Source organism: Aquimarina algiphila, from assembly GCF_007489275.1.
GTDB lineage: Bacteria > Bacteroidota > Bacteroidia > Flavobacteriales > Flavobacteriaceae > Aquimarina > Aquimarina algiphila.
In genome coordinates this window covers 61,981-88,785 of record NZ_VLNR01000015.1, presented here as the reverse complement: position 1 = coordinate 88,785, position 26,805 = coordinate 61,981, and the positions used below count along the sequence as shown (strand labels likewise).

General features: G+C 31.7%; 22 protein-coding genes. 10 read left to right on the top strand and 12 right to left on the bottom strand.

Features of this window, described 5'->3' with window-relative positions; genetic code table 11:
* Positions 1-13: 13 nt before the first annotated feature.
* Entirely contained in the window at positions 14-1,459 is a 1,446-nt protein-coding gene (locus FOF46_RS09425; protein ID WP_109435439.1) for a peroxiredoxin family protein, read from the bottom strand.
* Between the two features lie 266 nt (positions 1,460-1,725).
* Between FOF46_RS09425 and FOF46_RS09420 the strand changes: the two genes are divergently transcribed.
* From FOF46_RS09420 to FOF46_RS09410, 3 genes are all read left to right on the top strand, one after another.
* Positions 1,726-3,351: an ABC-F family ATP-binding cassette domain-containing protein gene (locus tag FOF46_RS09420; protein ID WP_109435438.1), complete on the top strand. Its 1,626-nt coding sequence runs from the start codon at positions 1,726-1,728 to the stop codon at positions 3,349-3,351.
* Between the two features lie 351 nt (positions 3,352-3,702).
* Entirely contained in the window at positions 3,703-4,134 is a 432-nt protein-coding gene (locus FOF46_RS09415) for a hypothetical protein (protein WP_143916277.1), read from the top strand.
* 3 nt (positions 4,135-4,137) lie between these two features.
* Complete coding sequence (locus FOF46_RS09410; protein WP_143916276.1) at positions 4,138-7,674, top strand: T9SS type A sorting domain-containing protein; 3,537 nt, start codon at positions 4,138-4,140, stop codon at positions 7,672-7,674.
* Between the two features lie 86 nt (positions 7,675-7,760).
* Here the strand turns inward: FOF46_RS09410 and FOF46_RS09405 are convergent, their stop codons facing one another.
* On the bottom strand, positions 7,761-8,360 hold the full coding sequence (locus FOF46_RS09405) for a TetR/AcrR family transcriptional regulator (protein WP_143916275.1): 600 nt from the start codon (positions 8,358-8,360) through the stop codon (positions 7,761-7,763).
* 181 nt (positions 8,361-8,541) lie between these two features.
* Between FOF46_RS09405 and FOF46_RS09400 the strand changes: the two genes are divergently transcribed.
* From FOF46_RS09400 to FOF46_RS09390, 3 genes are all read left to right on the top strand, one after another.
* On the top strand, positions 8,542-10,104 hold the full coding sequence (locus FOF46_RS09400; RefSeq protein WP_244299596.1) for a GMC oxidoreductase: 1,563 nt from the start codon (positions 8,542-8,544) through the stop codon (positions 10,102-10,104).
* A 237-nt stretch (positions 10,105-10,341) separates the two neighbouring features.
* Entirely contained in the window at positions 10,342-11,436 is a 1,095-nt protein-coding gene (locus FOF46_RS09395) for a helix-turn-helix domain-containing protein (protein WP_143916274.1), read from the top strand.
* 158 nt (positions 11,437-11,594) lie between these two features.
* The gene (locus FOF46_RS09390; RefSeq protein WP_143916273.1) at positions 11,595-12,119 is read left to right on the top strand and encodes a hypothetical protein; all 525 of its coding nucleotides are present in this window, start codon (positions 11,595-11,597) and stop codon (positions 12,117-12,119) included.
* 265 nt (positions 12,120-12,384) lie between these two features.
* Here the strand turns inward: FOF46_RS09390 and FOF46_RS09385 are convergent, their stop codons facing one another.
* The 9 genes from FOF46_RS09385 to FOF46_RS09345 all read right to left on the bottom strand — a co-directional run bounded on the left by FOF46_RS09385 (position 12,385) and on the right by FOF46_RS09345 (position 20,621).
* Complete coding sequence (locus tag FOF46_RS09385; protein WP_109435432.1) at positions 12,385-12,585, bottom strand: hypothetical protein; 201 nt, start codon at positions 12,583-12,585, stop codon at positions 12,385-12,387.
* Between the two features lie 5 nt (positions 12,586-12,590).
* A complete protein-coding gene (locus FOF46_RS09380) occupies positions 12,591-12,818 on the bottom strand; it encodes a putative signal transducing protein (RefSeq protein WP_109435431.1) in 228 nt (75 codons plus the stop codon).
* Positions 12,819-12,830: 12 nt separating this feature from the next.
* A complete protein-coding gene (locus tag FOF46_RS09375; RefSeq protein WP_109435449.1) occupies positions 12,831-13,550 on the bottom strand; it encodes a hypothetical protein in 720 nt (239 codons plus the stop codon).
* Between the two features lie 180 nt (positions 13,551-13,730).
* A complete protein-coding gene (locus FOF46_RS09370; protein ID WP_143916272.1) occupies positions 13,731-14,717 on the bottom strand; it encodes a helix-turn-helix domain-containing protein in 987 nt (328 codons plus the stop codon).
* Positions 14,718-15,177: 460 nt separating this feature from the next.
* Positions 15,178-16,023 carry an N-acetylmuramoyl-L-alanine amidase-like domain-containing protein gene (locus tag FOF46_RS09365; RefSeq protein WP_143916271.1) on the bottom strand — a complete coding sequence of 282 codons (846 nt, stop codon included), beginning with the start codon at positions 16,021-16,023 and terminating at the stop codon, positions 15,178-15,180.
* Between the two features lie 187 nt (positions 16,024-16,210).
* Positions 16,211-17,326, bottom strand: coding sequence for a 3-isopropylmalate dehydrogenase (leuB, locus tag FOF46_RS09360; protein ID WP_143916270.1), 1,116 nt, complete (start codon positions 17,324-17,326; stop codon positions 16,211-16,213).
* A 68-nt stretch (positions 17,327-17,394) separates the two neighbouring features.
* Positions 17,395-17,982 (bottom strand): 3-isopropylmalate dehydratase small subunit, encoded by a 588-nt coding sequence (leuD, locus tag FOF46_RS09355; protein ID WP_143916269.1) that lies wholly within the window; start codon positions 17,980-17,982, stop codon positions 17,395-17,397.
* A 2-nt stretch (positions 17,983-17,984) separates the two neighbouring features.
* On the bottom strand, positions 17,985-19,367 hold the full coding sequence (leuC, locus tag FOF46_RS09350) for a 3-isopropylmalate dehydratase large subunit (RefSeq protein WP_143916268.1): 1,383 nt from the start codon (positions 19,365-19,367) through the stop codon (positions 17,985-17,987).
* An 81-nt stretch (positions 19,368-19,448) separates the two neighbouring features.
* Entirely contained in the window at positions 19,449-20,621 is a 1,173-nt protein-coding gene (locus FOF46_RS09345; RefSeq protein ID WP_143916267.1) for a 2-isopropylmalate synthase, read from the bottom strand.
* 213 nt (positions 20,622-20,834) lie between these two features.
* On the opposite strand from FOF46_RS09345, the gene FOF46_RS09340 reads away from it, so the two are divergent.
* The 4 genes from FOF46_RS09340 (at position 20,835) to FOF46_RS09325 (ending at position 26,010) form a co-directional block, all read left to right on the top strand.
* Positions 20,835-22,379, top strand: a complete 1,545-nt coding sequence (locus FOF46_RS09340; RefSeq protein ID WP_109435424.1) for a hypothetical protein — start codon at positions 20,835-20,837, stop codon at positions 22,377-22,379.
* 131 nt (positions 22,380-22,510) lie between these two features.
* Positions 22,511-24,703: a T9SS type B sorting domain-containing protein gene (locus FOF46_RS09335; protein ID WP_143916266.1), complete on the top strand. Its 2,193-nt coding sequence runs from the start codon at positions 22,511-22,513 to the stop codon at positions 24,701-24,703.
* A 5-nt stretch (positions 24,704-24,708) separates the two neighbouring features.
* Complete coding sequence (locus FOF46_RS09330; protein ID WP_244299595.1) at positions 24,709-25,569, top strand: DMT family transporter; 861 nt, start codon at positions 24,709-24,711, stop codon at positions 25,567-25,569.
* A gap of 9 nt (positions 25,570-25,578) precedes the next feature.
* On the top strand, positions 25,579-26,010 hold the full coding sequence (locus FOF46_RS09325; RefSeq protein WP_143916265.1) for a DinB family protein: 432 nt from the start codon (positions 25,579-25,581) through the stop codon (positions 26,008-26,010).
* An 8-nt stretch (positions 26,011-26,018) separates the two neighbouring features.
* On the opposite strand, the gene FOF46_RS09320 is transcribed toward FOF46_RS09325, so the two are convergent.
* Entirely contained in the window at positions 26,019-26,714 is a 696-nt protein-coding gene (locus FOF46_RS09320; RefSeq protein WP_109435420.1) for an RluA family pseudouridine synthase, read from the bottom strand.
* Positions 26,715-26,805 lie beyond the last annotated feature (91 nt).

Sequence of the window (26,805 nt, the reverse complement as noted above, 5' to 3'; positions counted from 1 at the left end):
AATGGGTGGCTTTTTAGTTTTCTAAACTTGCCAATTGAGTATATTGCATTAATTGTTTTTCAAAAATAGAAGCAAATAAATTAGCCTTAGCATTTATGATTTTACCTTCATTATCAACAAGGATTACTTTGTTTCTATAATGTATTACAAGTTCTTCTGATGAGCATTTAGGATACTTAAACTCATATTCGTAATTCAGGTTGTAGTGATGCCTTTTGATTGTTTTTAACCAGTTTTTTGTTTGTTCATCGTCAGTATTTACTGCAATAAAATCGATACCGGGATATAACGTTTTTAAGTATTCTGCTTTTTTATGAGCTCTTACATAATGATCTTTACTTTCCATAGACCAAAAATACAGTGCAGTAATTGGTTTATTAAAAAGAGAAGATAGTTTTACGACTTCTCCTTTTGAAGTAATTAATTCTTGATCAGGAATAACATGATTTGGTCTTAATTTTGAAATTGAACGAGTAAGTTTTCTTAATTCCCGTTGAGATCTTTTATTAGAGCTTACTGATAAATAGTGTTTTAATATTTTATCAGAATCAGGGTTGTTTTGACTTTCTAATAAAAAATTAGTAGTCGCCCGTCTTAGTAAACTATTTTTTATATAGGGATGATCTACCAAACTATCAATTAAATTTAGTTTGTGTATGATACTTCCTACTTCACCTCTGTATTGTGATAGCTCATTAGAATAATTTGCCAGGGAAGAATTTGTAAAATAATAATTTAGATATCTGTTATATGCATACAATCTTTTTAATTCATCATCATTAAGATTTATGCTGACTCTATAGTCAAAAAAGGATTCTGGAAGATCCTTTGTAGCATCCAGACCTCCAATACCGTAACGGCCATGATAATAGAGTTCATGTCTAGTGTAATAATCTAATATAAAACTAGCTTGAGTAAGTTTTTTGGCTAAATCGCTTAATTCGTATTTATTCGTAAGTTTTTCAAATCTCTTTAGTTTGTATCTTAAAAGAGAATCTTGATCCTTTTTAAAATAAGCGGGAGAAAATTGTAAACCAGTTCTTTTTAATTTTTGACGTTCCATTTCATTTTGAATAAACATTTCGATCAAGAAATTGTTTTTTCCCGCACCATCTCCTGTGAAAACAAGAGATTCATCAAATTCTAATGTATTCAATCGTATAAGAATACTATCTCCTTTTTCAAGAAGAACAACTTGGTTCTCAGGATTATGTCTGAATGAATATAATCCGTTTTCTAAATTTTCAATTTTATGTAAAAACCTATTATTTTTATCTAATAAAATAGTATCTCTATAATCGTACCCTTTTGATAATATAACATAATTGGTGTTTGGGTTCACAATTTCTCCGCCAAAATAAGTGTATTCTCGTTTACTGTTTTCTGGAGTGTCACAACTCCATAGTAAACAGGAAAGGAAAGAAGCTTGAGCAAAATATTTTAATACGGAAAATTGCATTTTGGGTACTATAAAATTAACTGACTATTCGCTCAAAAATAAAAGGAAACTCCTTTTGCCGTTGTTAATTATACGTTAATTCTATATCTGTTAAGGAATTAAGGGAATCTATTGTTTTTTACTTCATTTTTTTTGTTCAATGATTATGCTTCGAATTCTTTATAAACAGAAGGGAAGTATAATAAATTAATGATAGATTGTTTCAGGTTCTGAATCCATTTTTCTACTTTTGCGGCGAATTATAATTTTTTCAATTTTTCATAATTATGCTATCAGTTTCTAATCTTTCGGTTCAATTTGGTAAACGAGTACTCTTTGATGAAGTAAATACAGCTTTTACCCAGGGGAATTGCTATGGTATTATTGGTGCTAATGGTGCTGGTAAATCAACATTTCTCAAAATTCTTTCTGGAGTTATGGAACCTACATCTGGTCATGTACATTTGGAACCAGGAAAGAGAATGTCTGTTTTGGAACAGAATCATTATGCATATGATGAATATACAGTATTAGAAACTGTAATTATGGGAAATAAACAACTGTATAAGATAAAGAAAGAGATCGATGCTTTGTATGCTGATTATACTGACGAAAATGCAGAGAAAATAGGAGAGCTTCAAGTACAGTTTGAAGAAATGAACGGTTGGAATGCTGATAGTGACGCAGCAGCAATGCTTTCTAATTTAGGTATCAAAGAAGATTTACATTACACGCAAATGTCAGATCTTGATACAAAACAAAGGGTTAGAGTACTGCTTTCTCAATGTTTGTTTGGTAATCCAGATGTATTAATTATGGATGAGCCTACAAATGATCTTGATTACGAAACGATATCATGGTTAGAAAGTTTTCTTGCAAATTATGACAATACTGTAATTGTGGTGTCTCACGACCGTCACTTTCTTGATGCCGTATGCACCCATATTTCTGACATCGATTTTAGTAAGATTAATCATTATAGTGGTAACTATACATTTTGGTATGAATCGTCTCAATTAGCAGCAAGACAAAGAGCACAACAAAACAAAAAAGCAGAAGAAAAGAAAAAAGAATTACAGGAGTTTATTGCACGATTTAGTGCCAATGTAGCGAAGTCAAAACAAGCTACCTCTCGTAAAAAAATGATCGAAAAACTTAATATTGAGGATATCAGACCATCCAGTCGACGTTATCCTGCAATAATTTTTGAAAGAGATAGAGAAGCTGGAGATCAAATTTTAAATGTAGAAGGGTTATCCGCTTCTGTGGATGGAGAAACATTGTTTAGTGGTATTGATGTCAATCTTAATAAAGGTGATAAAGTCGTTGTTTTTTCAAAAGATTCTAGAGCGACTTCTGCATTTTATCAGATATTAAATGATAAACAGAAAGCAGATGCAGGTAAATTTGCATGGGGAATTACTACGACTCAATCTTATTTGCCAGCAGATAATAGTGAGTATTTTCAGAACGATTTGACTCTGGTAGATTGGTTACGTCAGTGGGCAACTACAGAAGAAGAAAGAGAAGAAGTTTTTATTAGAGGTTTTCTGGGGAAAATGATTTTTAGCGGAGAAGAAGCACTTAAAAAATCAAATGTTTTATCGGGAGGAGAAAAAGTTCGTTGCATGTTGTCTAAAATGATGATGACAAGGGCCAATGTATTGATGTTGGATGAACCAACAAACCATCTTGATCTGGAATCTATTACAGCTTTTAATAATTCTCTAACAAAATTTAAAGGCACAATCCTTTTTACTACACATGATCATGAATTTGCACAAACTGTAGGTAATCGTGTGATTGAATTAACTCCGAATGGTGTTATTGATCGTTATGCTACTTTTGATGAATATATGAGTGATCCAAAAATTAAAGACCTTCGGGAAAAGATGTATGCTGTGAATGTTTAACTTGATGCTATTCGTTCTAGATAGGATATTATTTGCCTCATCAAAAATATAAGTGCTAAATAATTGATCTTACATTATCCCATTTTTATTTCTTTTGTAAGATTTAAAAAGGCTAATAATTTAGCTTAGTTTTTTATCAATGACTTAAGGTTTGTTTTTTTGAAATAAAGAATTAAGTAGTTGATTTTTAAAAAAATAAAAACTACTTTAGCAACACGTATTAGATTATATTTTGTTGCTGTGTCAGCATAAATATATTCTCTCAACATTTCTTCCCCAAAAAAATAGAGAGAAGTTACTAATTTAACTAATGGCTAATACAGTTTTAGAAGTAATTTATAAAATACAATAATGCTATTGAGAAAAACTACAATTCTCTTTTTTCTTGGTTTGACGATATTTTCTTTTGCACAATGCAAAACTTTTGAAAATAAGGCTCTTGTAAAGCAAGACAAACAATCACCTCACCCTATTACAAAAATGGGAAACGACACTATAGTTTCAAAATTGAATGGAGACAAATCTATGGAGCTCCAAATTAAAAAAATTATAAAGCCGGGTGATCCTGCATTTCATTTTGAGTACATTGTATACAATACGGGAACTAAAAATATAGTAAAAGAAGGGTATTTTAGAGGAACTAATGTAGAATGGAACGATAATACTTCTTTGAAGCTTATTCCATATGTAGGTATGGAACAAAAGCCGGCATCTGACAATCCCGAAGATGCACTTCTATCAAACACTCAGACAAAAATAACAATCATTAAATTAAATAACTAACTCATGAAACACAAATTCAACTTAAAGAAACTACTCATTTTTGTTTTTTTGTTAGCGGTATTTTCTGCTTGCAATACGAATAAAGAACAAAAGATTACAGAGATAAAAACTCTCGAAACTAGTAAAAAGCACAAAACAAAAAAAGATTACAGTAAAAAGAAAGGTATTGAGGAAATTGCTAAACATATTTCTGATTTAATGAAGCCAATTGGAGCGGAAAAATCGACTTATGAAGATGGTTTTATGATGACGGAGCATCAAAAAGCTATGAAAAATAAAAATAGATTTGCTGCAAAAAGCTCAAGTATAATTAATTTTAAAGAACGTGGACCTGTAAATGTACCTGGTAGAATACGTGGTATACAAGTAGCGCCGGATAATGAGGATAAATGGTATGTTGGTACTGTTGGTGGTGGACTTTGGTTAACAGAGGATGCTGGAGTTACATGGCGAAACTTAACCGATTATAAGGTGCCTAGTTTATCTACTTCTACTGTAGTTATAAGTGATAATAATCCAAACACGATTTATGTAGGAACTGGAGAACCATTTGGTAATTTAGATGCTATTGGTGGTATAGGAGTTCTTAAAAGTACTAATGCCGGAGATAGCTGGGAGTTTTTACAAAACACAAAAGAATTTGGAGGAATTGGTAGATTAGTAATAAATCCTGCCGATGAGAATAACCTTGTAGTAGCTAGTGATAATGGTATTTTTGTTACTTCAGATGGTGGGACAACATGGCAAAATACTTATACAGAGGGGAATGTTCAGGACCTTGATTACGATCCTTCAAGTTTTAATACACTATATGGAGGGGTAAACGGTATTGGTGTTATAAAAAGTACAGATGGTGGATTAACTTGGGATTTGGTTTTAAACAAGGATGATTTTAATGAGAACCATGCAAGATTCGAACTAGATGTGTCTCCAGTAAATACAAATAAAGTTTTTATTTCAGTATATACACCAGGAGGTAATGCTACTACCGCTGTAAACACAGATTTTTATGTAACAAGTGACGCCGGAGCAAGTTTTAAATTAATTGGTTTTGAAGGGGCTCCAGCAGAAGGAAATTTGATTACAGGACAAGGATGGTATGACAATATTATTAGAGCTCATCCTTTTAATGAAAATGTTTTTTATGCAGGTGGAGTTGTAATGCATAGAGTTGAAATTAACAAAGCAACTATTAAAAATGGAACAACGGCAAAAAACAAACCAGTTCCAGACGGTCCTTTAAACTATACTTTTCAACCTATCGCTGCTGGATATAATGGAGAACTTAATAATTATGTGCATGTAGATCAGCATAATATTACTTGGATAACCAAGGGCGTAGAAAAGAAATTTAAATTAATTCTTGCTAATGATGGAGGAATATATCATACAGATTATTTATTGGATCCAGGAACAACCCTTAATGATTGGTCTACTGCGGCTACAGGATTAAACTGTACTCAGTTTTATGGAGCTGATAAACGTAATGGAGTTGAAGACTATATTGCAGGTGCACAAGATAATGGTACTTGGGTATCATTAACAGGTGACAGTGCAAATGATGATACAGCGTATACATTTATTATCAGTGGTGATGGATTTGAGGTATTATGGAATTATGAAGATTCAAATAAATTTATCGGAGGTTCACAATATAATGGATTCGAACGTATTGTAAATGGCCAACGGTTCAATGCAAGACATGGGGAATCTGGTCGAGGAACTTCTCCTTTTTATTCTAAAATAACAAATGCTAACAATAATCCTAATGTTCTTTTCAGTCCAAGTGTTAGTGGTGTATGGAGATCAACTAATTTTGCAGAATCTTGGGAGCTTACCGCTATTCCAAATAATTTTTCAGTAGGAGCCTCTAGTGCATTGGATGTTTCTGTATCAACTGCGAACCCTGATGTTATATGGGCAGGAAATGCAATGACAGAATCTGGTAGCTATGTGATTCACGTATCTAAAGATAATGGTGTTTCTTATGAACCCACTGCTTTATTCTCTGATCCTAGAGATGGTATAAATCACAATTATTTTATCTCAGGAGTTGAAACTTCATCAACGGATGAGAATAGAGCCTATGTTTTGTTTTCTGGACAAGGAGCTGCTAAAATTTTAAAAACTGAAGATTTAGGTCAGACCTGGGAAGATATTTCTGGTTTTTCTACAGGAGAAGATAGAGGATTTCCCGATGTTGCGATTCATAGTTTGGTAGAAATGCCTTTTGATGAAAATAGATTATGGGTAGGAACCGATATAGGAGTTTTTCAAACGCTTGATGGTGGTAAAAATTGGTCATTGTTAGCTGGATTACCTGCATTTTCTGTTTGGCAAATGAAAATCGTAAACAATGAAGTAGTAATGGCTACTCATGGTAGAGGGGTTTGGACCGCTGCATTGGTTGAATTAGAAGGATATGAACCTCCAGCATATTTTGCGCCACCAACAATTGTAAGTGCGGTTCAAGAGTCAGTAGAAAATCAAAATGTAGTTGTTTCTTATGTTCAAGAGAACGAGGATGCTGAAAAAATTGTAGTGTATGTAGATGGAGAAGAAACGGCAGAAATAACAGATAATGTTGCTCAAGGAACTACATTTACTTATACTATAGAAAGTTTGGAAGAAGGAAACCATAGCTTAGGGTTACAAGCAATAGATGCTTCTGGTACAGCATCAGTTTTGTCTTCTGTTTCATTTGATGTTATTGATTTTACAGAGCCACAAGAATTGGTTTCTATCAAGACTTTTGAAGCATCAGATGTATATACTTTTGGTGATGAATTTGTTATCAACACGGTTGATGAAACAGTAAGTCAGGCGGTGCTTAATAACTCTGGACATCCTTATTTGATTAATAAAGAATATCGTACTGTTTTAAAACATCCAATCACACTTACTGCAGATAATGGAGATTTTACTTATGAAGATGTTGCGATTACAGAATTTGATCCTACACCAGGTAGATTCTATGACTATGTGACGATAGAAGCTTCTAGTGATCTTAATAATTGGGTAACTTTAGATGCTTATGATGGTGAGAAATTTCCCGAATGGACCGATGTTGTTAATTCAGGTCCTACACCTTCTATAAATGATGATTTATTTAAAGAACAATCTATTAATCTATTAGATTTTTTCAATGCAGGAGATGTGATTGCTATACGTTTTAGATTAATTTCGGACCCTGGAGTAACCTCTTTTGGTTGGGCTATACGATCTATCAATGCTGAAAAAGAAGTGGCTCCGGAAGAAGAAATAGTGGAGGAGGAAGTTCTTAGAAATACACAAGATCCGATTCTTTATCCAACAATTTCTAACGGGCAGGTGAGAATATCCTCTGGAGGTACAGTTCTTAATAGTGTTATAGAGGTATATGGATTAAGTGGAAGACTTGTATATTCAAAAGCGTTAGGAACACTAAATAATTCAGAACAATCATTATCTCTTGAGAACCTTAATTCAGGGATGTATTTGGTTAAAATTTCTGGATCAGGTGGTTTTAGAACAAAAACATCTAGAATTATCATTAACTAACTAGATTATTATTAATAATATAGATGTAAAAACCTACAAACTCTTAGTTTGTAGGTTTTTTATTTAGGATAAAATACTATAAAAAATCATTTCATTAGACCTTCAAATTTTAAGAACATATAATCCTTAATAATAGATTCTAGCGTTTTTTGAGTTTTATTAAAGAAAGTATCATCCATAATTAGCTGCATGATAAAATATTCATCAAGCTTAATAAGTAGTTCTGGTGATATAGGTTTAAATAGACCACCTTCGATTCCAGAAATATAAAATTGTTTTAAATCTTCCAATAATCCGAATAAAAAATCTTCAATGATTTTCCATGCCGTGGGATAATGTAACTCTAACTGTCTCAAATAAAAAGAAGAAATGTCTTTAGCGCCTTCGGTAAGTATACGAGCAAGTGTTTCATAATTATAATTCAATTGTAAAACTTCCATTGCGATCTCAGCCTTATACGTATTTAAGTTATCAATTCTAGTTTGGGTAATATATTCAAAAATCTCTTCCTTAGTTGTAAAATATTGATATATAGTAGATTTACTTTTTTTCATTAACAAAGCAAGATCGTCCATAGTAAGATTTCCCAAGTTTGTGGTTTTTAACTTGGGTAAGATAGCCAATGTCCATTGTTCTACCTTTTTACTTTTCTCTTTACGATTTCTAAGTATAGATTTTCGTCCCATATGTTGACAATTTGCTAAAACCGAACTATATTTGAGTGAATAGTATGGTTTTTGATTTGTATTGTTCAAAATTAATCATTTACCATATGAACTATTGGACTGTTTTGAAAAAAATAGAAAAAATTATTTATGTAAAAGAGGTAATAACATTTTGCCATACCAAAAAGAATATAATATTAAAATGATGAGAATAGAAGAGGAATATGATTATGTGGTGATCGGAAGTGGTTTTGGTGGCTCTGTTAGTGCTTTACGACTATCAGAAAAAGGATATAAAGTTTTGGTAATTGAAAAAGGAAAATGGTATGAAGCTAAAGACTTTCCAAAAACAAATTGGAACTTAAGAAAATGGCTTTGGTTGCCTTTTCTAAAATGGTTTGGAATCATGAAAATGTCATTTTTTAAGCATGTGGTTGTTATTTCGGGAACTGGCGTAGGTGGAGGGTCATTGGTATATGCAAATACATTACCAATACCAAAAAAAGATTTTTTTATATCAGGCAGTTGGAAAAATCTTGCAGATTGGCAATCTGAGTTAGCGCCATTTTATCAAATAGCATCTAAAATGTTGGGAGCACAAAAAAATCCAAAACTTTTTGATGGAGATAAAGCTTTGGAAGAATTGGCATCTGCGATGCATATAAAAGATAAATTCGAATCTACCAAGGTTGCTGTTTTTTTTGGAGAGCCTAATGTTACTGTATCAGACCCTTATTTTGGTGGAAAAGGACCTGACCGCACTGGATGTAATTATTGTGGTGGATGTATGACAGGGTGTAGAGTAGGGGCTAAAAATACGCTGGATAAAAATTATTTATATCTGGCCCAACAAAAGGGAGCTCAAATTTTGGCAGAAAATGAAGTCTTTGATGTTGTTCAGTCAAAAGAAGGGTATGAAATAAAATATAAGTCATCAACTCGATTTTTTAAGACTAAAAAAACAATAAAAGCCAAAGGAGTTATTTTTTCAGGAGGAGTTCTAGGTACTATTAAATTGTTATTGAAGTTAAAGGAAAAATCATTACCTAAAATTTCAGATCGACTAGGATATGACATCAGAACGAATAATGAGAGCTTGATTAGTGTCACTAATCTTGATAAGAAAAAGGATATGTCTAAAGGTGTGGCCATTGGATCTATTCTTAAAACAGATCAAAATAGCCATTTGGAAATTGTAAGATATACCAAAGGATCTGGTTTTTGGAGGCTATCTCATTTACCATTAACTCATGGTAAAAATACTATTGTTCGAGTTGTAAAGATGATTACAAGCTTTGTCAAACACCCTTTGACCTATATAAAACTGTATACAACTAGGGATTGGGGGAAAAGCACAGCTATTTTACTTTTTATGCAAACATTAGATAGTACGTTGAAGTTTCGTCGTAATATATTTGGGATAATGAATACTAGAATTTCGGAAGGGAAGAAACCATCTGCATTTATTCCTCAATCATTGGGTTTAGCAAAACAATATGCATCTTTAATACATGGAAAAGAAACTGTTTTTGGTTTAGAGCCCTTAGCAGGAATTCCCTCTACAGCTCATATTTTGGGAGGAGCTGTGATGGGATCAAATGCATCCGAAGGTGTTATTGATAAGAATAACAAAGTTTTTGGATATGAAAATATGTACATCTGTGATGGATCTATGATATCTGCTAACCCAGGAGTGAACCCTTCTTTATCCATTACTGCAATTACAGAACGTGCAATGAGTATGATCCCTGAGAAGAAGCATTAGTGAGGGTATAGTATTACGACATAAAATGTAAAAGGAAATTCCAGAATTATTTTCTCCTTTAATCTATGTCAAAAAATTAGCAAATCAGCTTATATTTAGTCTAAGACAAAACCACTCTTGTAATATCTCAGAATATTTATAGTTATTAGTGTGATGTATTTATAGGAGTATGGAACATTCGTACTCAAGTAATTTATACTTCTTATTGAATTTTAATATCATTAATTTCTTCAAAGATTGAATATAACACTATTAGATTTTGCAATTATTGTCAGTGGAAGTATAGGGTATTTTATAAGTATTGCATTAATAACTTCATCTTTTTATAAGAATCGTGCGAATAAATATCTCTCTCTATCGCTATTCTTACTCACAACTTTGACCTTATTAGATTGGTGTGATTTAGAAAATTACCTTTCCCAATTTTTAAACAATGTTATGCTAGATTTGCTGTTTGGAGTAATTCTATTCACCTATTTTCTAATTCAAATTCAGCATAACTACCTAAAAAAAAAGTGGTATAAATGGCTCTATGCTTTTTTCTTTATCTCGGTAATTATTGAAATTTTAGTTACGTTTTTCCATGCAATTTTTAACTTTTATAATCCAGATTTTGATGGTTGGGTATATTACATTAAGTATTTTGGATCGTTTGTTTACAATACGTTTTTAATTTTTTGGGCGAGGAATTTAATAAAAAGATCTAATACAATTTCTGAAGAGAAAAAACGTTGGTTGCTGAGATTAAACCTTTTTATTATCTGCATTGTTATAAGTTGGATTTTGTCTCATATAGAATCTTATGTATTCGACTCAGAATATACTACAGATTTTCTATGGATATTAATTTCTTTTTTATCGTGGTGGATATTGTATTATGGAGTGTTTAGATTACAAATAGTAGTTCAAAAAGACGAAATACACCAATATTTGGTCTCAAAAAAAACACATAGTAATCAGGCAAAAAAGAAGATAAGCGAGACTACTGTTTCTAAGATTATTAACCAACTATATATAGTAATGGATGAGGAAGAGTTATATAAAAATCCTCTTTTAAGTCGATTAGATTTAGCAACTCGATTAGGAACTAGTGAAGGGTATTTATCACAGATTCTAAATCAGGAAACCAATAAAAGTGTTATTCAGTTTGTAAATGAATACAGAATTGAAGCGGCTAAAAACTTATTGCTTGATCCGGTATTTAATAAATATTCTATCCAAGCCATTGGTATGGAAGCTGGTTTTAAATCTAAGAGTACTTTCTATAACGCGTTTAATACCAGTTTAGGAATGTCTCCGGGAGCCTATAGAAAGCTTCAAAAAAAGTCCTAATTTGTGTAATTCGGTTATTTCAGGACTTCTTCAATCCCAAAATTACTCTTTTATTTTTTTGATCAGTATACTTTTACTTCAGTAGATCAAAAAACATAAATAACTCACAAGACTCAACTTAATCTTAATTAGTAACAAATTTCAAATTAATGTTTAGTATGAAAAAAGTAATTTTTGTTTCATTGTTGGTAAGTAGTTTTTATTTTGGATTTTCACAAAATACACAACAAGAAGCATCAGTAGAAAAATCTGTTTTTGGAATTCAAATCGGAGTTCTAGGCGTGTGGGTTCACAATGAATTAAGATTATCCAATCAAATTGCTTTACGAAGTGAAATAGGCTTAGGAGGTGTTAGTTTTGATCATATTGAACCTATGATAGCATTAGAACCTCGATGGTATTACAATCTAAACAAGCGTGTTGATAAGGGTAGAAGAATAGATGGTAATAGTGGAAATTATATCTCGTTTAGAGCCAGTTATCGTTTCTTTGATATTTCAGAAGCTGAAAACGATAATCAAGACTATCTATTACTTACTCCCACTTGGGGAGTCAGAAGAAATATTGGAAAACATTTTAATTATGAAGCTGGACTTGGTATAGGACTTGCATTTCGCAATGAAAATGGAAAAGAAATAGGTTATACATCTGTTTTTAATCTCAAAATCGGATATCGTTTTTAATTTCTTACAAGAAAGCATTGAGTTTAAAAATAAATACAAATAGATTATGGTTTTCTTCAGTTCTAATATCACCAGACATTCCCTGTTTTACTTTTTACAGAAAATTAAAATTATGATAGTATATAGAATCAAAAAGAAATCCCTTTTATAATAAACTCAATGACCTAAGTGTGCATAGCCTAAGCTTCTAAAGGTATTCATTTAGAATCAATGAGATGGGTATTGGGGATATTGATTATTGAAACAAACAATAATGGCCGTTAGATTAATTTTTTGGAGGAGTCTGAAAATGCCGATAAATCATATATCCTCCATACCCAATAAATAGTATGGTGATTATAGATTTAAAGCTCCACTCGGCTTCAGATTGCAACCTATTGTATAATCGTAAACCACCAAATACAACAAGTGCAATGCCAATCATTAAATCCCAGGCTTTACGCGGAGATTGATTTTTGTTTTCCATATAATCTAGGATAAGCTTTTTTCAATGATAGGAATAGCATCCTCCATATCGTTCTTCTTTACAAAAAGTTGAATATGATCAGGGACTCCTCCTCCAAAACCAGCTATCATACCCGATTTCATATCATCTCTTGTTATCGAATTAATCCCCCTATCCTGTAGTAAAGTTTGTAAAAACTGAACGTTTATTAAACTTCCTGTATATACTCTTTCGTATTCACTTTCTGGAAACATATTTTGGATGTATTATGCATTAAAATATTTACTATTCCAGATGGAAGTATTAAAGTTTTTACCAAGAGCAAATCCATAGAATAAAACTACAGCTGCAACAGATTTAAACATAAAGAAAAATATCATTACCAATTGGGTAGTATCATTATGTTTACTAAATAGACCATCAGGAACCATAAAAGTAAGCAAAACACTTATTATAAAAGTAAGAAATAGTAAATTCTCAAAACTTTTAAAAAACCACATTATATTTTTGCGAAGTGGATGTAGATCATTTCCCCATTTATGAATCAAATAAAAATAATCATTACCCATAGGAGCAAAAAGTAATGGGTCATCTGCATTTTCTAATTTAAAAAGTTTTGATGGGGCGATTATTTTGAACCCTTTTAACTCTGTCTGATGCTGTCTTTCAAGATTTTTAATAGCCAGTAAAGCAGATTGAGGCAGTTTTCCTTTAAAATATTTTGAATCTAAAAAACGTAAACGGTAATCAATACATATTTTTTTAATTTGATCGATATGATATATCTTATTCGTTTCTAGTGAATCAAAATCAAAGGTGTTTTTGCCAATATCTACCGAGTTATTTAGATTTTGAAGAATTCGTCCCTGGTTTTCTTCTTCTTTTCTGAAGATTTCATTGACTTGATCTTTCCATGATGAAACATCAAATTTTTTTGCTCTTAGTTTATTAAGTTTTTGTTCAATATTTGTTCTGGGAAGTAGCATTTTTCTTTTTCTTTAGCATCACTAAATTAGCAATTTAAGGTAAGTTTTACAAAAATGTATGGACATATTGAATTGGATACTTGGTATTTTAACTATTGTCTAAACCGAAGTAATGATATGTTGTAATACATGCGTTAAAAGTGAAACAAAAAAAGGTTTTTTTAAAATGATTGCAAATAATTATTCTTCTAACTTTTTAAATTGATTAGGTGTCAAATTAGAGAATTTTTTAAAAGTAGTATAAAAATTAGATTTGGATTTAAAACCACATTCCAATCCAATAGATTCTATTGTATAGTTATCATATTGTGAATCAATAAGCATTTTTTTAGAAGCTTCTACTCTTAATTCATTAATATAATCATTAAAACTATTCTGAGTATGTGTATTGATCAGTTGCGATAAATATCCGCTACTAATTTGAAATTTTTCAGCAATACTATTAAGGCTTATATCGGCTAATAAATATTTTTTTTCTTTTACGATATAATCATTGATTTTAACAAAAGTAGCATGTCCTGTCTTTTTTGATAATTGGGGAGTAGTTAATTTTTCTAATCTTTCGTGAGAAGAAGATCTGTTTATACCCACATATCCTATCCAATAAATCCAAAGAGATAAAGATATAAAGAATGGATAGCCAAAGTATGAATCCTTCATGTCTACTAAGACTCCTATAATCACTGATATCATACCAAGGGATACAATTCCGATTCCTAATCGTATAAGATTTTTTAACCAAGTTGTTTCTTTTTTTATTTTTTCAATCGATTTTTCATGATTATTCTCATACGAAATGACCATTTTATACATCATATAGATAACAATAGGTGTATGAATAAAAGAAAGTAAATTAGTATATAGAAATAGACCTTGTTGGTAATAATTAGAGATTATATAATCGTTATCAAAATATATTTGATAAATAAGCTGAAGTGAATGTAATATAGTTATCAAAAAAAAGGGGGCAATAAGAAAAGTCAATAACGATTTGCTTAAAGATTCTTTCTGTAAAAAGCTATGTGCAAAAAGATAAAACATCGGTGCTACCATCCATTGCCAAGGAACATACGCTCTTCTTATAATCGATGTGTCATCAAAGTAATTAACATCGATAAGCATATGTTGAATATTACTAATAGATAGAAATAGTACTGTAAGCCCCAAAAAAATGGTGCTTTTAGATTGATGTTTTTTTATAAAAACAACAATATAACTAAAAATGATTCCTTGGATCGAACCAAAAAGAATGAGAAGTTGAAAAAAATTGAAGTTGATGGTTTCCAAAAAGAGGTTGAGTTATTTGGTTTTTATTGAGTATTTTTTATTCTGTTTGCTTACAAAAGATGTATTTCTTTTTTTAAGAAATGTAGATATAAAAATTTGATGCGATCGTTTTAAAATTTATTTCTAACATTATATTTATCTTATATGAGTTATATTCTATTATATAGTAGCACTAAGTTAAATTTCGTTACTGTTAATAGAATGCATAAATGTAAATATGCCTTATTTAAATCAATATTCGATAATGAGTAATAGTACTTACTAATAAAAAATAATAATACTAAGTATAGTAAAAACTATACGTTTGAAGATATATTGCTTTATTTTTTTTAATAAAGCTTTATTGTACTCGATTGACTATTATCCCCGTATTTTTACGTATTCCTTGTAGATAATCAACTAATGGAAGTTTAGAAATCTCTACTTGCCCTTTTGATGAGGCATGTAATAGGTGTATTCTTCCATCTTTTTCTCGAATAGCAATTCCGGTATGAGTTACATCAAGTCCTGTTATAGCTGTAGTTAATGCGATAATATCACCAGACTTAATTAGATGTTCATTTTCCTTAATTTTATCTTTTGGAAGAAAGCATAATGTAGATTGACCAATTTCTTTTTCAGATTGTTGTATGCCTTTAAAGTTTTGATCTTCTTTAAGAAAAGGGTAGAGGTCACGATGTGTGCTCATAAAGTTAATGTCTTTTTCCATCTCGATACCACCAATATCTCCACTGATATTTTTTATAATACCTTTCTCTTCATTATTAGTGATCCATTCTGAAAAATAATGTAATCTCGAAGGGTAGCCATTTAATACACCATTTTTGTAACGTATTTTTTCCAGATAGCTCGTAAATGTATCAAAATCACTTTTGTCATTTTTGAGCATTAAACTAAATACCAATACATTCTCGATATATGTAGTGCAGTCCAAACCTTGTAAATTAATTACTAGAGTTTCTTCAATGCCAATTTCTAAAGTCTTAGCTACATAAGGAGTGCCTAAAAATGTTTTGCCAACAAAAATTATAGTTTCACTAAAATTACTTTTTGTAAGATATTCTTTTTTTAGTTCATGTATTCGAGTTGTAAAAATTTCTTTATCCTTTGCAGAACATGTTATTTCTTGAGCTGTTATTGAATTAGCAAGTATAAAAAAAAGAATTATGTAGATTTTTAACTTCATTAAATGTGTTAAATAAGAGTTGTTTTTTTTGGTAAAGTACAAAAAAGGTATGATATCTTTTTCAATTAATGAGTTTGTCAAATAAAGAAATCACTATATATAACTGATTTTTCAGCTTTTTGTTTCAATAAAAAAGCACTCTAAGAATCTCTTTGAGTGCTTTTACAAAATTATGTATAGCGTTTATTTATATAATAGTAGATTGACCTACATGTATATTTTCAAAATTGATATTCGAATCTTCTGGATTAAGAATATAGTCGGCAATAAAATCTCCTACTTTTTCTGTCGTAAGAGGATTACTAGTATTTAGGTCAGGTGTAGTAAGATTTAATTCTAATGCTTTTTCTACAGCATCTCTAATCGCATTAGCTTCTCCCATCAAATTAAAATGCTCTAATAGCATTGCAGCAGATAGAATAGCTGCAATAGGATTAGCAATTCCTTTTCCTGTTGCTTGCGGAAATGATCCATGAATAGGTTCAAACATACAACATGTATCACCAATGGAAGCTGAAGCTAATAGACCAATAGATCCGCCAATAACACTAGCTTCATCAGAAATAATATCACCAAACATATTTTCTGTAAGCACTACATCAAATTGGCTTGGATTTAGTATCATTTGCATTGCAGCTTTGTCAACAAATAAAAAATCCAGAGATACATCACTGTATTCTGTTGCAATTTGAGTAACTACTTTTCTCCATAGCCTTGACGATTCTAAAACATTGGCTTTATCTACTAATGTAAGTTTCTTTCTTCTTTTTTGTGCGGCTTTAAATGCCAGATGAGTAATTCTTTCAATTTCTTCCTTAGAATATTCACATAGATCAGACGCTACATTACCATCTTTACTGATTTCTTTTTTTCCGAAATAAATCCCACCTGTTAATTCACGATAGATAGAAATATCTGTTCCTTCGATAATCTCACGTTTAAGAGGAGATTTATCAATTAGAGTGTCATAAGCTTTTACTGGGCGTATGTTGGCATAAAGTCCAAGCTCCTTACGTAACTTTAATAACCCTTGCTCTGGACGAACAGGAGCGCTTGGATCATTGTCATATTTTGGAGCTCCGATAGCACCAAATAGTACAGCATCTGTATTAACACAAAGCTCTAAAGTTTTATCTGGTAAAGGGGTGCCCGTTTTGTCAATCGCGATTGCACCAACCAAACCTTCTTTAAATATAAATGAATGGTCAAAGTTATGTGCAACAGCTTCTAGGGCTTTAATGGCCTGTGCGGTTACTTCTGGCCCTATACCGTCTCCTGATAATACTGCGATATCTAGTTTCATCTATTCTTTTGTTTCTAATTTTTATTCTTTTTTTTGATCAAATCTTAGTTTGACAATATTTTATTTTCTTAAGCTTTAGAGTTTTCAAATTCTTCGATCTCTGCTTTATTACTAATTAAAAAATCAATGTCATCATACCCATTAATTAAACAGGTTTTTTTATAAGGATTAATTTCGAAATTAGTAGAAGAGTCTGTAGCTAGAATAGTTATTTTTTGATTTTCCAAATCTACTTCGATCTGCGAATCAGGATTTGATTTAATTTGATCAAAAAGTTCTTTTAAGTATTCTTTATCAACTTGTATGGGGAGAACACCATTATTTAAAGCATTCCCTTTAAAAATATCTGCAAAAAAACTAGAAACAACCACTTTGAACCCATAATCATTAATAGCCCATGCTGCATGTTCCCTACTAGATCCACATCCAAAATTATCACCCGCTACGAGTATACTTCCCTTGTAAACAGCATTGTTTAATGCAAAGTCTTCATTTACACTTCCGTCTTTCTTAAAACGCCAATCTCTAAATAAGTTTTCTCCAAATCCATCCCGACTTGTTGCTTTTAAAAAACGAGCAGGAATAATTTGATCAGTATCCACATTTTCTATCGATAATGGTATAGCAGAGGATGTTAGTGTTGTAAACTTATCCATAATTAATTTAGTTGTTTGCTTATATCAATTATTCTTCCTTCTATTGCAGTTGCTGCAGCCACTAAAGGACTTGCCAAAATAGTTCTTGAACCTTGTCCTTGTCGCCCTTCAAAATTTCTGTTTGATGTGGACACACAATATTCTCCTTCAGGGATTTTATCATCATTCATGGCAAGACAAGCTGAACATCCTGGTTGACGGAGTTGAAACCCAGCTTCTTCAAAAATAGTATTCAATCCTTCTTTAACAATTTGTTGAGCTACTTGCTGAGATCCGGGGACAAACCAAGCGGTAACATTATTTGCTTTTTTCTTTCCTTTAATATAATTAGCTGCCACTCTAAAGTCTTCGATTCTACTATTAGTACAACTTCCTATAAAAACATAATTTATCTTTTGGTTTACTAAAGATTGACCTTTTTCAAAGTTCATGTAGGCCAATGATTTTTCGAATGAAGCATTATTTTCTGAAGGAATATTTTCAGATATTTTAATACCCATTCCTGGATTGGTACCGTATGTAATCATTGGTTCTATATCTTCAGCATCAAAATGATACTCTTTGTCAAAAATAGCACCTTCATCAGTAGGTAATGTTTGCCAATACGCTACTTTTTTATCAAACTCTTTCCCTTGAGGAGCAAATTCTTTTCCTTTAATGTATTCAAAAGTCGTTTCATCAGGAGCTATCATCCCTCCACGGGCTCCCATTTCTATACTCATATTGCAAACGGTCATACGACCTTCCATAGACATATCTTCAAATACATTTCCGGCATATTCGCAAAAGTATCCTGTACCTGCGTTAGTACCAAGTTTTGCGATTACATACAGGATGACATCTTTTGGTAAAACTTCCGATTTTAGCTTTCCATTTACATTTACACGTAGACTTTTTGGCTTTTGAAGTAATAAACATTGACTAGCAAAAACTTGTGCAACCTGACTTGTTCCGATTCCGAAAGCAATAGTTCCAAAAGCCCCATGAGTAGAGGTATGACTATCCCCACAGACCATAGTCATTCCTGGTTGGGTAATACCTAATTCTGGTGCCATAACATGCACAATACCATTGTACTTATGACCAAGTCCGTATAGCGTAATGTTGTTCTTTTTACAATTTTTTGTAAGCTCTTCTAATTGATTTCTGGAAAGGTCGTCTTTTACCGGTAAGTGTTGATCAACAGTTGGAGTATTGTGATCAGCGGTAGCTACGATTTGATCAGGCCTAAAAACAGGAATTCCACGTTGTTCTAGTTCTCCAAATGCTTGAGGACTGGTAACTTCATGGATTAAGTGTTTGTCAATATATAAAATCTGCGGCCCGTCTTTAATCTCTTTGACGACGTGTGCATCCCAAACTTTATCAAACAAGGTTTTCTTCATATATCTCTAAAAAAAGACCTACGATTTTACATACTGATATAAGATCAGTATCGACTCGTAGGTTTATTAATGTATTTTTTCTTAAGCTACTACAGCGGCAATTACATTGGTATTTTTCATAATTTGATGAATATCTTCATCAATTACTTCTTTCTTGTGATCTGCAAAATTCAAAAACTCTTTGTAGACATCATCTAATTGAAGTTTGGTTAATTCATACCCAACTTTCTTTGCTCTATATGCCAAAGCTGCTCTTCCGCTTCTTGCAGTAAGGACTATAGCTGATTCGGTAACCCCAACTTCAGCAGGATCAATAATTTCATAAGTCTCACGATTTTTAATAACACCATCCTGATGTATTCCAGAACTATGAGCAAAAGCATTTGCACCTACAATAGCTTTATTGGGTTGAACCATCATACCCATATGATCAGATACCATTTGACTAGTTTCATATAATAGCCTAGAGTTAATATCGGTATTCAAATTTAGATATGGATGTTGCTTCATAATCATTACAACTTCTTCAAGAGAAGTATTACCTGCACGTTCTCCAATTCCGTTAATAGTGCATTCTATTTGTCGTGCTCCATTAATTGCTCCAGAAATCGAATTAGCCGTTGCTAATCCTAAGTCATTATGACAATGACAAGAAATAATCACATTATCTATTCCTGTAACATTTTCTTTCAAATATTTAATTTTTGCTCCATATTCTTCTGGAAGACAATACCCGGTAGTATCTGGAATATTAAGTACAGTCGCTCCAGCTTTAATCATGGCTTCACAGACTCGTGCCAGAAACTCATTATCTGTGCGACCTGCGTCCTCGGCATAAAATTCAACATCTTCTACAAAAGATTTGGCAAATTTTACAGCGGCAATACCGCGTTCAATAACTTGGTCTTGAGTAGAATTAAATTTGTACTTAATATGAGAATCAGAAGTACCGATACCAGTGTGAATTCTTGGTTTTTTTGCAAACTTAAGTGCTTCTGCAGCTACTTTAATATCATTTTCTACAGCTCTTGTTAGTCCGCAAACCGTTGCGTTTTTAACGATTTTGGCTATCTCATTAACCGAAGCAAAATCTCCAGGACTTGATACAGGGAAACCAGCTTCTATAACATCAACACCCAAGTAATCGAGCTGTTTTGCGATAACTAATTTTTGTTGAGTATTTAGTTTACAACCAGGGACCTGTTCTCCATCTCTTAATGTTGTGTCAAATATTTGGACTTTATTATCGCTCATGAGAATTCTATAAATAATTATAAGTTCAGTGCTTTTAGATAAAAGATTATCTTTTTTTTAAATATTCTTACAAGATGTTTCTTAAATCTCTTACGAATTTATATTTTGGGAATTCAAAAAGGAAGTATTGGGATATACATTTTACAATGCTAAAATGTTTTAATGAAAACTTAACTTTCTTTTAATCAATTAATTACAATATATTTTCTTACAATGACTAATGATCAAAAAGATCCTTTGTTTGTTTTAGTTAAGTCACTTTCTAAATCCGAAAAGCGACAATTTAAAGTGTATGTAGGTAGATTGGGTGTAAATACTGACTCAAAGTTCCTTGCTCTTTTTAACCATTTGGACAAGAGTGATACTTTAAATGAAGAGCTTATTGTAAAAAAAGGAATTGTGACAAAATTGCAAATCTCGAACCTTAAAGCTCATTTATATAAACAAATATTAATAAGTCTTAGGTTAAGCCCTTTACATCAGAATATAAGATCACAAATACGAGAACAGTTTGATTTTGCATCTATTCTGTATCATAAAGGATTGTACAAGCAGAGTTTAAAAATATTAGAAAAAGCAAAAGCTCTTGCAAAAGAGAATGAAGAACATAATATTGCTTATGAAATTGTAGAACTCGAAAAAATTATAGAAACGCAATATATTACAAGAAGTATTAATAATAGAGCAGATGAATTGACAATCGAGGCAAAGATGTTGAGCATGAAAAATGTTTTAACCAGTAAGCTATCGAATTTGTCATTGCAATTGTATGGATTAATGCTAAAAAGTGGATATGTTAGAAATGATAAGGAGCATAGCATAATTACGAACTATTTTAATAGTAAGCTTCCAAAGTATGAATGGAATATGCTAGGTTTTAGGGAGAAATTATGGTTGTATAAAGCCCATTTGTGGTATAGTTTTATAGTTCAGGATTTCTTATCGTGCTATAAATATTCAAAAAAATGGATAGATCTATTTTATGAACACCCAAAAATGATCGTTCAAAATCCGGTTTTTTTCTTAAGAGGAAATCATTATTTGTTAGAATCCTTATACTTGATAAAAGATAAAGCTCAGTTAAAATCAACATTATCAAAGTTAGAAAACACCATAGCGGATGAAACATTTCCAAAAGATGATAATATTGATGTATTGTCGTTCCAATTTATTTATAATAATAAACTCAATGTACACTTTTTAGAAGGTAGTTTTGAAGAAGGGGAACATTTGGTGGATGATATTCTTAAAGGGATCGAGGAATTTAAGAGTCGTTTGGATGATCATCACATTATGGTTTTTTACTATAAAATAGGTTGCCTGTATTTTGGTATGGCTAATCATAAAAAATGCATCGAATACCTGGCGAAGATTATCAATAACAAATCTCTAAAGATGAGAGAAGACTTAATGTGTTTTTCTAGAGTACTTAGTTTGGTTGCACATTATGAAGCTGGTATGGATTATCATTTAGAAACTCAATTAAAAGAAACCTACAGGTTTTTAATTAAAATGGATGACTTACATGAGGTGCAAAAGGAAATGATTAAATTTTTGAAAAATCTGGGTGATATTTTTCCTCATCAAATAAAGGATGAATTTAGAAAACTACATAAAACACTAAAAGAATACGAAAATCATCCTTATGAAAAAAGGGCTTTTTTGTATTTAGATATTCTTTCTTGGTTAGAGAGTAATATTGAAGGAAGACCAGTGGCAGATATTATTAAAGAAAAAGCAGAAGGACTTGTAAGATAAATAAAGGATAATACTATTGTTAATTTTTTGTTAAAGAAAATAAAATCAGTAGGGTAATCGTCTTTTTGTTTGTCTTTAGAATAAGGAATCTAAATAATACAATTATCGCAAAAAAATACGCTCTGACTTATATGATTAAAATTAAGAAAACAGTTCATAAATTAACAGTATTCTTTTTTTTGATACTTGCCTTTTCTGCTATTGGTCAAATACGTGTTGATGATAGTTCTTTTAGTCCAAAACAGCTTATAGAAGATGTTTTGATAGATAGTCCATGTGCTAAAATCGAAAATATAATATCTTCTACTGGGACTAAGGCGGGATTTAATGGTATCGGATATTTTGAATCGAATGGTTCGGGTTTTGAGATTGATAAAGGTATTATTTTGAGCACTGGTAATGCAAAAAGTGCAGTCGGTCCCAATAGTTTTGATGCTTTAAGTGAAGGAAATGGAAGTGATTGGGAAGGCGACGAAAGTTTAGGCAGAATTACAGGTACAGGTAGTCTGTTTAATGCTACTTTTATTCAGTTTGAGTTTATTCCTAGTATAGATTTCATAAGTTTCGATTTTTTATTCGCTTCAGAGGAGTATATAAATAACTTTCCGTGTAGTTTTTCAGATGTCTTTGCCTTTATTTTAACTGATTCTGCTGGAAATTCAAGAAATCTGGCGGTTTTACCTGATACAACTCCAGCAGTTCCTATTAAAGTAACTACAGTAAATGAAGGAGTAGATTTAAATGGCGATGGTGATTTTGATGATGTAATAGACGGAATTTCTGAATGTCGACCAAGAAATCAAAAGTTTTTTAATAAAACTACTGCTCCGGGAACAGATTCTCCCATAAATTTTAATGGGTATACCAAAATTTTGAAGGCGTCAGGAAGCGTTATTGTTAATGAACGTTATACCATAAAAATGGTGATTGCTGATAATAGAGATGGTCAATTTGATTCTGCGGTTTTTTTATCTGCAGGTAGTTTTAATATTGGAGGAGACTTAGGAGATGATAGAACTATTGCAAACGGAAATCCGGGGTGTTTAGGAGAATCAATAGTATTAAATGCTACTATTGGAACCGGATCTACCTATGTATGGATGAAAGATGGTGTTCCTTTGGCTCCGGGTGATGGAACTACAGTACTTGCCGGGGGAGAGCAATTAGAAGTAACTCAGGATGGAACATACAGTGTAGATATCGATGTTTCTGGTTTATGTGCATCATCTGATTCTGTTGATGTAGAGTTTGCGATTCCCCCAACTATTGCAAGCTCACCAGAAGACCTTAAGTCTTGTGATCCAGAAAGAGATGGTGTAGCTTCTTTTGATTTTAGCAATAATACTCTTTTAGCATTAGGAAGTCAGGACCCATCGATATATAAAGTGTCATATCATCTCAATAAGTATGATGCAGATAATTATACAGGATCTTTTGGAGATAATGTAATTGCTACACCTAATGATTATGAAAACATTTCTTCTCCTCAGACAATTTGGCTTAGAATTGCAGAATCGACACAAACATGTTATACTACGGTTGCTTTCACAATTATAGCGTTACCTATAGCTCCAATTATTTTGGAAGAAGAGTATGCAAGATGTCTGAGTCAAGACGGAACATTAATTAATATATTACCAGATGATATTGAAGTAGAATTGGATGCTGCTGAATATACTTTTCAGTGGTACGCAGGTGTTCAAGCAGTAATGGGAAATGAAATTCCCGGAGAAATAAATGCATCTTTTACACCTCCTGTTTCAGGAGATTACTCTGTAAAAATAACAAACCGAGCTAATGGATGTTCTATATCCAAAAGTATTAAAGTTGTAGACTCATATCCTCCAGAAGAGATTAAAGCAGAACTAATATCGGGAGCATTTTCAAATAATGGTAAATACGAAGTTACAGTAACCGGAAACGGACAATATGAGTATAAAATAGACAATGAAGATTGGCAAGAATCTAATTTGTTTAGTGGTGTTACTAAAGGTGAGCATACAATAACCGTTAGAGATATTAAGATGTGTGGAGAGCTAAGTATTAAAGTTGAGTTAACTGCTGGGTACCCTGAGTATTTTACTCCAAACGGAGATGGTTTTCATGATTCATGGAGAATTGAAGGAACAAAAAATGTTAGTATTTCAGAAGTGTTGGTTTTTGATAGATTGGGTAAGTTTTTGGTGAATTTAGGGCCGCAAGGAAATTGGGATGGAACATATAAAGGCAGACAATTACCTTCAAATACATATTGGTTTAGAGTATTATATACAGAACAGGGTGTACTTAAAGAATTTAAAGCTAATTTTACACTTTTAAGATAAACAATTTGCCAAAAAATAACCAACACCTAAGAAACGTATTAGAACTAAATCTAGCGATGCTTCTAATCAGCACCTCGGGTGCTTTAGGAAGATATATTGATATGCCAGTACCTGTAATTATTGGGTTTAGAGCATTATTTGCAGGAGTCCTGCTTTTTATCTTTTGCCGTTGGAAAGGTATTTCTTTTAAGATAGGAAGTAAAGATCAACCTACTATTCTTTTAAGTGGTATACTGATGGGGTTACATTGGATCACTTATTTCTATGCCTTGAAATTATCTAATGTAGCAATCGGAATGCTATCTATCTTTACTTATCCAGTGATTACTGCATTGTTAGAACCTGTTTTATTAAAGACAAAATTTCAAAAAGTACATTTGCTTCTAGCATTATTGGTCTTGGTCGGTATTTATTTTTTAGTACCCGGTTTAGATTTTAGTAATTCATACACAAAAGCAGTGGGACTCGGAATCTTATCAGCTATATGCTATTCATTACGGAATCTGATTATGAAAACCAAGGTTGCAAATTATAATGGTTCTGCGTTAATGTGGTATCAATTAGTTATTGTAAGTATTTTTCTCTTACCTTTTCTTTTCTTTATGGATAGTTCGGGAATAAAGGATCAATGGATGCCAACCCTCACTTTAGCCTTGTTGACCACAGCTATAGGGCATACATTATTTTTAGGAAGTTTTAAACGTTTTTCAATTACAACTGCTAGTATTATAAGTAGCGTGCAACCAGTCTATGGTATTATTATTGGAATGATTTTTTTGAAAGAAATTCCCGTGTTCTCTACAATAATAGGAGGTGTTTTGATTCTAACTTCTGTAATTATCGAAAGTATAAGAACATACAAATAATTAGTATTTATGCAGGACATGATTTTGAAATTAGAAGATTTGGTATATAAAACAAGTAAAACTATACTTGAATTTGGCGAAGATGTAGTTAGTTATAAAATATCAGAGATAAAATGGTCTAAAAAAGAAATTTTAGGACATCTAATCGACTCTGCAATACATAATTTACAACGATTTACAGAAGTACAATTTGAACCTAAACCGTATATAGTTAGAAAATATAATCAAAACGATTTGGTAAAAGTAAATCGTTATCAAGAATGCACAATTGAAAACATAGTTGAACTATGGGGTACGTTGAATAAACAAATTATTTTTGTTATTAAAAACTTAAGTACAGAAGAATTAAACTACAAAATTGATATTGAAAAGGATGATTTAAAAACCTTAGATTGGTTAATTGTCGACTATGTAGAACATATACAACATCATTCAAAATAAATTTTAAATCATAAGCAATGATCCCAAATCGAATCAGATGGAGGAGGAGCGATTATTGTAAGGGATTCTTTTTTGACCGGATGTATAAATGTAAGTTTTCTTGCATGCAGATGAATACTTCCATTTTTATTACTGCGATCTGCTCCATATTTTAAATCTCCTTTTATTATGGATCCAATATCAGAAAGTTGAGATCTTATTTGGTGGTGACGCCCTGTATGAAGATCAATTTCCAAAAGATAATAACGATCTAGTTTTTTAATTATTTTATATTCTAAAATTGCCTTTTTACTATCAGGAACTTCTTTTGTGTAGGCGTATGATTTATTTTGTTTAGGGTTTCTTTTTAACCAATGTATAAGAGTATCTTTTTCTTTTGGAGGTTGTTTTTTTACAACGGCCCAGTATGTTTTTTGAGCTTCTTTATTTGCAAATAATTTATTAAGTCTTGGTAAAGCTTTACTTGTTCTTGCAAATACAACAATACCACTAGTAGGTCTATCTAATCGATGTACTACACCTAGATATACAGCTCCTGGTTTATTATATTTTTCGGCAATATATTCTTTAACGACTTCACTAAGTGGAGTGTCACCAGTTTTATCACCCTGTACAATATCTCCCGGACGTTTATTGATAATAATAATATGATTGTCTTCATAGAGAACTTGCAGGTTATCTTTTGTAGAGAAACTTTTCGACATCTTGGTTTTTTAGATTATTAGATTTTAGAAGTATTGTAATGTAGTATTAAACTTTGACGTCATTTTAATAATAGCTCTAATAATCAAGTTT

What these genes read in the sequence shown, in the direction of transcription:
- leuC (WP_143916268.1), bottom strand. Translation starts at nt 19,367, where the DNA reads ATGAAGAAAACCTTGTTTGATAAAGTTTGGGATGCACACGTCGTCAAA.
- FOF46_RS09405 (WP_143916275.1), bottom strand. Translation starts at nt 8,360, where the DNA reads ATGGGACGAAAATCTATACTTAGAAATCGTAAAGAGAAAAGTAAAAAG.
- FOF46_RS09415 (WP_143916277.1), top strand. Translation starts at nt 3,703, where the DNA reads ATGCTATTGAGAAAAACTACAATTCTCTTTTTTCTTGGTTTGACGATA.
- FOF46_RS09365 (WP_143916271.1), bottom strand. Translation starts at nt 16,023, where the DNA reads ATGAAGTTAAAAATCTACATAATTCTTTTTTTTATACTTGCTAATTCA.
- FOF46_RS09420 (WP_109435438.1), top strand. Translation starts at nt 1,726, where the DNA reads ATGCTATCAGTTTCTAATCTTTCGGTTCAATTTGGTAAACGAGTACTC.
- FOF46_RS09380 (WP_109435431.1), bottom strand. Translation starts at nt 12,818, where the DNA reads ATGTTTCCAGAAAGTGAATACGAAAGAGTATATACAGGAAGTTTAATA.
- FOF46_RS09375 (WP_109435449.1), bottom strand. Translation starts at nt 13,550, where the DNA reads ATGCTACTTCCCAGAACAAATATTGAACAAAAACTTAATAAACTAAGA.
- leuB (WP_143916270.1), bottom strand. Translation starts at nt 17,326, where the DNA reads ATGAAACTAGATATCGCAGTATTATCAGGAGACGGTATAGGGCCAGAA.
- FOF46_RS09385 (WP_109435432.1), bottom strand. Translation starts at nt 12,585, where the DNA reads ATGGAAAACAAAAATCAATCTCCGCGTAAAGCCTGGGATTTAATGATT.
- FOF46_RS09410 (WP_143916276.1), top strand. Translation starts at nt 4,138, where the DNA reads ATGAAACACAAATTCAACTTAAAGAAACTACTCATTTTTGTTTTTTTG.
- FOF46_RS09390 (WP_143916273.1), top strand. Translation starts at nt 11,595, where the DNA reads ATGAAAAAAGTAATTTTTGTTTCATTGTTGGTAAGTAGTTTTTATTTT.
- FOF46_RS09400 (WP_244299596.1), top strand. Translation starts at nt 8,542, where the DNA reads ATGATGAGAATAGAAGAGGAATATGATTATGTGGTGATCGGAAGTGGT.
- FOF46_RS09340 (WP_109435424.1), top strand. Translation starts at nt 20,835, where the DNA reads ATGACTAATGATCAAAAAGATCCTTTGTTTGTTTTAGTTAAGTCACTT.
- FOF46_RS09320 (WP_109435420.1), bottom strand. Translation starts at nt 26,714, where the DNA reads ATGTCGAAAAGTTTCTCTACAAAAGATAACCTGCAAGTTCTCTATGAA.
- FOF46_RS09325 (WP_143916265.1), top strand. Translation starts at nt 25,579, where the DNA reads ATGCAGGACATGATTTTGAAATTAGAAGATTTGGTATATAAAACAAGT.
- FOF46_RS09425 (WP_109435439.1), bottom strand. Translation starts at nt 1,459, where the DNA reads ATGCAATTTTCCGTATTAAAATATTTTGCTCAAGCTTCTTTCCTTTCC.
- FOF46_RS09335 (WP_143916266.1), top strand. Translation starts at nt 22,511, where the DNA reads ATGATTAAAATTAAGAAAACAGTTCATAAATTAACAGTATTCTTTTTT.
- FOF46_RS09345 (WP_143916267.1), bottom strand. Translation starts at nt 20,621, where the DNA reads ATGAGCGATAATAAAGTCCAAATATTTGACACAACATTAAGAGATGGA.
- leuD (WP_143916269.1), bottom strand. Translation starts at nt 17,982, where the DNA reads ATGGATAAGTTTACAACACTAACATCCTCTGCTATACCATTATCGATA.